Source organism: Caldithrix abyssi DSM 13497 (assembly GCF_001886815.1).
GTDB classification, from domain to species: domain Bacteria; phylum Calditrichota; class Calditrichia; order Calditrichales; family Calditrichaceae; genus Caldithrix; species Caldithrix abyssi.
The window spans coordinates 4,196,988-4,204,603 of sequence record NZ_CP018099.1 but is presented as its reverse complement, the minus strand read 5'-3'; the positions used below and the strand labels follow the sequence as shown (position 1 = coordinate 4,204,603).

Below are 7,616 nucleotides of genomic sequence, written 5' to 3'. Positions count from 1 at the left end.
ACGAATGAGTAAAATCGCGATATATTTGATCCTGTTTCTGTTGCCAGCCATGGAGCTGTTTGCACAACAGGGCCAGGGCGGAACAGAAAGTAACCTGAGCATGGGCTTTGGCGCCCGCGCTTTTAGCGTGGGCCGGGCCTTTACGGCCATTGCCGATGATCCCACGGCGGTGTTCTGGAACCCGGCCGGACTTGAGTTTGTGTATCAGCAAAGCGCCACCTTTTTTCACACCTCGCTTTTTGAAGGGACCAATTACGACTTTTTGGGTTACGCATTACCCACTTTAAATCTGGGAACCTTTGGCCTGGGCGTGGCCAGAATCGGCATTGGCGGCATTCGTCAAACGGATGTGTTTAACACCGATCTGGGCGTCTTTTCCTGGGAAGAGTACCACGGTTTTTTCTCTTACGCTAAAAAACTGCCCTGGGACCTTACCACGGGTTTAACCATCCGGCTGGTGCGCCGGGCGTGGAGCGGCCTGGTGGATCAGGGAAGTCTGGTGGATATGGGCGTGGGCATGGATCTGGGTTTTATGTATCGCCCGCAAATTTACACCAACGTTCTGCTGCGCGACTGGTCGGTTGGTTTGAATCTTCGCAATTTGTTTGCGCCGCAGGTTAAAGAAGGCGATAATGTGGATGAGTTTCCTTTAACGGTGCGCTTTGGCCTGATGCGCCGCATTTTGATGAAGGGCTTTGGCAATCAGTTTAATGTAATGCTCGATTTCGACTATTCCCAGAAAAGAGACCTTTTGATTCACGTTGGAGCGGAGTATAAATTCCGCAATCTGGCGATGGTTCGCCTGGGAATGGACGGCAGTTCTCCCACTTTTGGCGCGGGCGTAAAATACAGCATTTTTCAGATCGATTACGCCTTTTCTTCCAGCCCTTACAGCGATGTGTTTTCCAGCGTACACCGTTTTTCCGTTTCCCTTAACTTTGGGCCGACGCGCGACGACCTGTTCAAATTAGCCGAGGCGCGTAAGAGAGCGGAAGAAGAAAAATTGATCGCCGCCATCCGTGAGGCGGATCGCAAAAAAATGATTAAGCAGCATCTGGAGCAGGGCGATAAGTTTTTTCAAGAAGGACAGTATCTGGATGCCATTGTGGAGTATCAGCAGGTGTTGAGTTACGACGCCTTTAATCAAAAAGCAAAAGTAATGCTCGATTCTGCCGATGCTTTATTACAAAAACGATTTGAAGAAGAACGCGAGAAAACTATAAAATTAGCTTTAGATAAAGAAAGGGCGGAACTTGACCGACAATTTATTCAGAAGCATTTTGAAAGAGGGAAAACGTATCTGAACAATAATCAGTTTACGCAGGCTTTAATTGAATTTAATTTAGCGCTGGAGCGTGCGCCGGAAGATCCGACCATTTTGCAGGCGATTCAAACCACCAAGCGGCGACTGAATGAGGAACTGAACCGCCTGGTGACCAAAATAAGAGAGGAATTCAGAAAAGGCAATTACTCAGAAGCGCTTCGACTGGTGGGCGAGGCCCGATTGTTGGGCGCCGATAATCAGGCTCTGCAAAATGAAATCGAAACTTTAAGTCAGCGTATTAAGGTGCAGGAAACCATTCAGCGTGGTTTGAGTTTCTTTGAATTGGGAGAGTACGACCTGGCCTTAAAGGTGTTTGAAGAAGCCCTGAGACTGAATCCGGAAAATGAGCTGGTAAAACAGTATTACGAAAAAGCGCGCATCGAATCCAGAAGCAAACAGGAAGAACTGGATCCGGCGGCCGAAAAACGCTTTTTGCAGGGCGTCGATATGTTTGTGAAAGGAAAATATCAGCAGGCTATTGACATTTGGCAGGAAATTTTGAAAGATTATCCGTATAATAAAAAAGTGTTAACGGCCATAGAAAATGCCCGTGAGCGCTTGAAAAAGACTAAGTAACATTGGTAGTTTAAATGTTTAAAAACGTCCGAAAAGAAGAGATTACCATTCCCGCCCAGATGAGTTACCTGACTCAGGTGCGGGATTTCATCGAAAGAATCGGGAAGAAGTTCCGGTTTGACGACAAAATTATCAATTCTTTTAAACTGGTGGTTGATGAGGCCTGTACCAATATCATCCGCCATGGCTATCGCGATATTAAAAACGGTGAAATTACGATCAAGGCCATCATTCGCAGGTTAAGCCTGACCATTATCATCATCGACCAGGGAATTAGTTATGACCCCCGCCAGGCCAATACACCCGACCTGGACAAGTACATTAAAATCGGCAAAAAAGGCGGGCTGGGCATTTTGATGATGCGCAAGCTAATGGACGATATGCAGTATGCCGTAACCGAGCGAGGAAATGAGCTGCGCTTGACCAAGTTCCGGGATCAGACCCATGAGCCGTTACTTCTGGAAAAGTGGAATGCGTTAAATTTAAAGGCTAAATATTCGATTCTGGCCAGTATTATTTTTACCATTATTGCGCTGTTGTTTTTTGTGCCCATCTATTACAATACTGAGAAAAATATCAGGAACGATATTTACACGCTTTCGGCGACAGCCGGCGAAGCGCTTGCCGCCAATATTGTTGACGATATGCTGGCGGAAAATTCGGCGATCCTGTTCGAAAAAGCTTATAAAGTAAGGGCCAGCCATCCTACCTTTATTTACGAGGTGTTTATCGTAGATGCCGATAGCTCGCTTCTGGCCTGGAGCAATCCGGAAAAAATTTATCCTTTTAAAAAGTTGGCGTTCAAACCGGTCGCAGAAAAGCCCGACACCGTTCAGCGGGCGGTTCTGTCAACCTATCAGGTTAACGATACGTTAACGGTTAAAGACCTGTCGATTCCGGTAAAAATGACGAACGGTCTGCAACTGGGCGAAGTGCACGTTTGGGTGAATGAAAAGACCATTGAAGACCTGGTTTTCAACAAAAAACTGCGTTTGATCATCGTGTTAATGATCATTTTAATCGCAGGTTATGTGCCCATCTTTTTTCTCATCCATCGTATTTTACAGCCTTTCCACAGTCTGGCCGAATGGGTACGGCAGGTGGTGCACGGCAAGGTGGATCAGGACGAAATCGATATTGACGCCTCCGATGAAATCGGTGAAATTGCTCAGGCCTTTAATGAGATGACCAATAAGTTTCGTGAAGCGCAGGTCACTCTGGTCGAACAGCAAAAGCTGCAAAAAGAGTTGCAGGTGGCGCAGGAAATTCAGCAAATGCTCCTGCCCAGTGATTTTCCCAAAGTGGAAGGCTACGACATCGCCTCTTACTACGAGGCGGCCAAAGAGGTGGGCGGCGATCTGTTCGATTTTGTGGAAGTGGACGACGACACCATTGGCATTTGCGTGGCCGATGTTTCCGGTAAGGGCGTGCCCGGCTCCATGATTATGACCATGATCCGGACGGCGCTGCGTCTTGAGGCGCGGGGCAATAAAAATCCAGCCGATGTACTGGCGCGCGTGAATGAGTTTGTGGTGGATGACATGAAGCGCGGCATGTTTGTGACCATGTTTTATGTGGTGCTCGACTCGCGTAACCGGGAGATTCATTTTGCCAGCGCCGGTCATAATCCCATGATCCTTTACCGCAATTCTACCAAGCAAACCTACTATTTGAATCCGCCGGGCTTTCCGGTGGGAATTCAATTGCCCGATCCGGACCTTTTTCGTCGCACCATTACCTCCGAATCCATCCGCCTGCGTGAAGACGACATCCTGGTGCTTTACACCGATGGCGTTACGGAAGCCATGAACCGTAAACGCGAATTGTACCGCGAAGAACGTTTTCTGGATTCAATCCGCCGAAACGCGCATTTGAGCGTGGTGGAGTTTATTAAAACGATCAACAAAGAACTAAAGGAATTTACTGGCGGGGCACCGCAAAATGACGACATTACGGTAGTGGCCATTCGTGAAAAGATGATGCCCAGCGAGGTCATCATCAGAACGCAGCAAGAGCTTAAAAAGCTGATCGATTCCGGTATGAAGGTTAAAGACGCCCTGGCTAAGTTGAAAGTTTCGCCCGCCCATTATTACCGCTACAAAAATATTATCGAAAGCAAGGGATTAAATGCTCTTAAAGAATTCCTTTCGGTAATGGACGATCCGATCGAGAAAAAACATTTAAGCATTGAGGTTAAAACAAAGATTTACGACATCGTCCGAAAGCATCCGGAATTTGGGCCAAAGCTCATCGCCTACGAATTGCGCAGAGATGAGTATGGCAATATAAAAGTGGATCCGGACAGAATTTATGATGAACTTGTGAGAATGCGCCTGAACACCGAAACCCTGAGGCGACGGTGGATTGAAAAAGGCGGAACGCGTCCGCTGAAGCAGCCAGGAACCCCGCTGTTAACCCTGGATGGTCAGGTTATTTTGAATTTTGAATCAAGCGCTCAGGTGGTGGCACAACGCATGGGTAAAACTATTGCCACGCCGGTGCCGGAAGAGGAGCGCGCGCACAAGCCTCTTAAAAGATCCATTCAACTGGTGAGCGAAGAATCAGAAAAGGAGACGACGGAGGAACAGGCAGAAAAAACGGCCGAGGAAGTTTCCGAAAAAGAAGCGTCGCCCGCTGCAGAAACAGCGGCTCCGGAAACGGTAGAAGCGGCAAAGACCGACGACGCGGATGAAGCCCGGGTTGAAACCCCTTTATCTGAAAAGGCGGAAAGCGAAGAGGATTCCGAAGAGATCGTTGAAGAAGAGCTGGTTGAGAAAACCGAAGAAAGTTCAACAAAAAAAGAGACCATCGCGGGGACTGTTGAACAATCAGAAAGCGTAACCAGCGAACTGGCGGAAGCGGAATCTGGCCCAGAAAATGAACCGGACGTTGAAGAGGCGGCGCCAGCGGAAATAAAAGAGGACGAAGAGCGGGCTAAAGAACCTGCGGCAGAAGCGAAAACAGACCAGACGCCCGAAGAAACGGCCATCGCTTCCGATATGAAAAAAATAGAGGATACCTCAGCCTTTTTACAGAGTCCCGGCCCTGCAGAACCGGAATCCGCCGGAAAGGAATTGATTGGCAATGCCTATTCGGCCGCCGAACTGCGAAAGATGATGGCAGATAAATATGAGAGCGATAGAGCGGAAGAGTTTTTCCGGTTGGTTAAAGACGATTACAACCAAATCATTGAGTTATTAGATTCTGCCGTCAAATCCGATCACCTGCCCAACGTGATCAATAAAATCAATATTTTGTTAAAAATTATTAAAACTCATCCGATGTTAAAGAAAGATGAGATGCAGGCAATAAGGCAGTTATTTGTAGAGATGCACAGTTTGTTTTCTTTTTACAAATTGCGTTTTGATGAATTGGAAAGGGAGGAAATTTTACAAGGCGTTAAACTTATATTGAATTATTTCAAAAATAATAATATATTTGCATCTTACGATAAGTTAATAGAGACCATAAATGCAGTAGGAATAATGAATTTCCAATTAATAAGAGCCTATCAACAAAAACAAGTTTCTGCCGATAATCCTTTGCAACGCCTGAGGGAGCAATTAAAAAATAAAAAAATAATTTCTGATGATGCGATAGTGGGGCAGAAAACAAAATAATGCCCATCGCTAAAGGAGGAATCAATGGAAGGTATTCAAGTTTCAACAGAAGTAGCGGGTAGCCGGAATCATATTTCTATTATCAAGGTTGGCGGTTACATAGATACTACCACCGCGTCTGAACTGGAGAGAGCGCTCGATTCCCTTCTGAAACAAGGTCGCTTTAATATTATTGTGGACCTGGGCAATGTCGATTACATCAGCAGCGCAGGCTGGGGTATTTTCATCAGTGAGATTAAATCTATCAGAGAAAATGGCGGAGACCTGAAGCTGGTTCGAATGGTGCCCGACGTTTATGAGATCTTTGAATTATTGGAATTTCACCATATTCTGGATGTGTATGATTCGGTTGATGAAGCGATCAATAAATTTGAGATGGCGGAGAGCGGGGCGTCGGTTGCTCCGGCCGGTAAGCCTCAAAGTGCTCAACCGGTAAAAGAAGTCGCAGATACCGCGCCAGCGCCTCAGGCCAGCGTTGCAAGTCAGCCCAAAGCCCCTGAAGAACCCATCCAGGAAGAGCGGACGATAGACCCGGCCAATTTAAGCCTGGAAGATAAGATCAAAGAGATTATTAAGGAAGACCCGAGTCTGGGCGCCTACAGAATAAAGAAGAGATTAAATACCGAAAAGTACGGCTTTACAAAGGTCGGCTGGTTTAAAGTTCGTTCCATTCTGGCTGCAATGGATCTAAATTCCAAGTCCAAGCGTTATCAATTTGCAATGAGTTCGAATTAATTCAGGAAAGGTTTATGACAACGATTTTAGAAATTGCTTTAATTTCCATTGTAACGGCATCTACCATAGCCAATTTTTTTGGTATCCCGGGCAATGTTTTGATTGCGCTGGGCAGTTTGTTTTATGCGGTTTCGACAGGCTTTAGCGAGTTTTCGTTTGGTTTTGTTCTGACCATTTTTGCGGTAATGATTTTGTTTGAGGCATTAGAATTTATTTTAATTTCCATATCGGCGCGGCATTACGGTTCGTCGCGCTGGGGCGTGGCCGGCGCCATTATCGGCGGCATTGCAGGAGCTATTTCCGGCGCGTTTTTTACGCCGGTGCTGGGCGGCGTGATCGGCTCGTTTTTAGGCGTATTTGCCGGCACCTTTATCGTGGAATTTATCAGAAGCGCTAAAATTCAGAATAGTTTAAAAGCTGCGTATGGCGCTTTTTTAGGACGAATCGGCGGATTGAGCGTAAAGGTAATCGGCGCCGTTACGCTTGGCATTATGATTGTTACGCATCTGTAGAAAATTGCCCCCGTCTTTAAGCCGGCTATTTTCCTCTGGAGGAGGTTGCGGCTCGCGCGAAACTCCTTCTTTCTGCAAAAGATTACGATTTCCGCTTTAAGCGGTTGCAGCAGGGGTAAAGCATCGGTTAAAAGATAATCTTGTTAGATATTACATTTTACCTTAATTTATCCCGAAATGTTAGCACATTTCGGGATTTTTTTATGATTAAAAAATTATTATTGCTGCTGATGGTTATCAGCGCCGGCTATACGCAGCCTGTTGCTCCGGTGCGTATTCATTATGGCGGCGGAGGCGACTGGTACGGCAACAAAACGACCTGGCGCAATATTCTGAATAGAGTAAAGCAGGAATTCAATATTGATGTTGCAACGCGCGAAGTTGCCTATCGCATTACGGATGCTGAATTTTTTCAGTATCCCTTTGCTTATATGGCCGGGCATGGCAACATCCGTTTTTCCGATGAAGAAGCGCGCCTGTTGCGTAAATATTTAACCTCCGGCGGCTTTTTGTTTGCCGATGATGATTATGGCATGGACGCATCGTTTCGGCGAGAAATGAAAAAAGTTTTTCCGGAACTGAATTTTGTAGAATTGCCCTTTTCCCATCCCATTTATCACATCTACTATCAATTTAACAACGGATTGCCCAAAGTGCATGAACATGCAGGGGGGCCTCCAAAAGGGTTTGGACTAATTTACGAAGGCCGGCTGGTTTGTTTTTATAGCTGGAATACTGATATCAGCGACGGTTGCGAAGATCCTGAAATCCACGGAGATCCTGCGGAAATCCGAGAACAGGCCCTGAAAATGGCCGTGAACATTTTTATTTACGGATTGTTAAATTAAG

Annotated in this window: 5 protein-coding genes; all 5 read left to right on the top strand. The window is 46.3% G+C overall.

The window, feature by feature from the left end:
• The first annotated feature begins 4 nt into the window (after positions 1-4).
• The 5 genes from Cabys_RS16410 to Cabys_RS16390 all read left to right on the top strand — a co-directional run bounded on the left by Cabys_RS16410 (position 5) and on the right by Cabys_RS16390 (position 7,615).
• On the top strand, positions 5-1,900 hold the full coding sequence (locus Cabys_RS16410) for a PorV/PorQ family protein (protein WP_006927272.1): 1,896 nt from the start codon (positions 5-7) through the stop codon (positions 1,898-1,900).
• Positions 1,901-1,914: 14 nt separating this feature from the next.
• Positions 1,915-5,520, top strand: coding sequence for a SpoIIE family protein phosphatase (locus Cabys_RS16405; protein WP_006927271.1), 3,606 nt, complete (start codon positions 1,915-1,917; stop codon positions 5,518-5,520).
• Between the two features lie 24 nt (positions 5,521-5,544).
• Positions 5,545-6,255 carry an STAS domain-containing protein gene (locus Cabys_RS16400; protein ID WP_006927270.1) on the top strand — a complete coding sequence of 237 codons (711 nt, stop codon included), beginning with the start codon at positions 5,545-5,547 and terminating at the stop codon, positions 6,253-6,255.
• 14 nt (positions 6,256-6,269) lie between these two features.
• Positions 6,270-6,767 carry a DUF456 domain-containing protein gene (locus tag Cabys_RS16395; protein WP_006927269.1) on the top strand — a complete coding sequence of 166 codons (498 nt, stop codon included), beginning with the start codon at positions 6,270-6,272 and terminating at the stop codon, positions 6,765-6,767.
• A gap of 203 nt (positions 6,768-6,970) precedes the next feature.
• The gene (locus tag Cabys_RS16390) at positions 6,971-7,615 is read left to right on the top strand and encodes a DUF4159 domain-containing protein (RefSeq protein ID WP_006927268.1); all 645 of its coding nucleotides are present in this window, start codon (positions 6,971-6,973) and stop codon (positions 7,613-7,615) included.
• Position 7,616 lies beyond the last annotated feature (1 nt).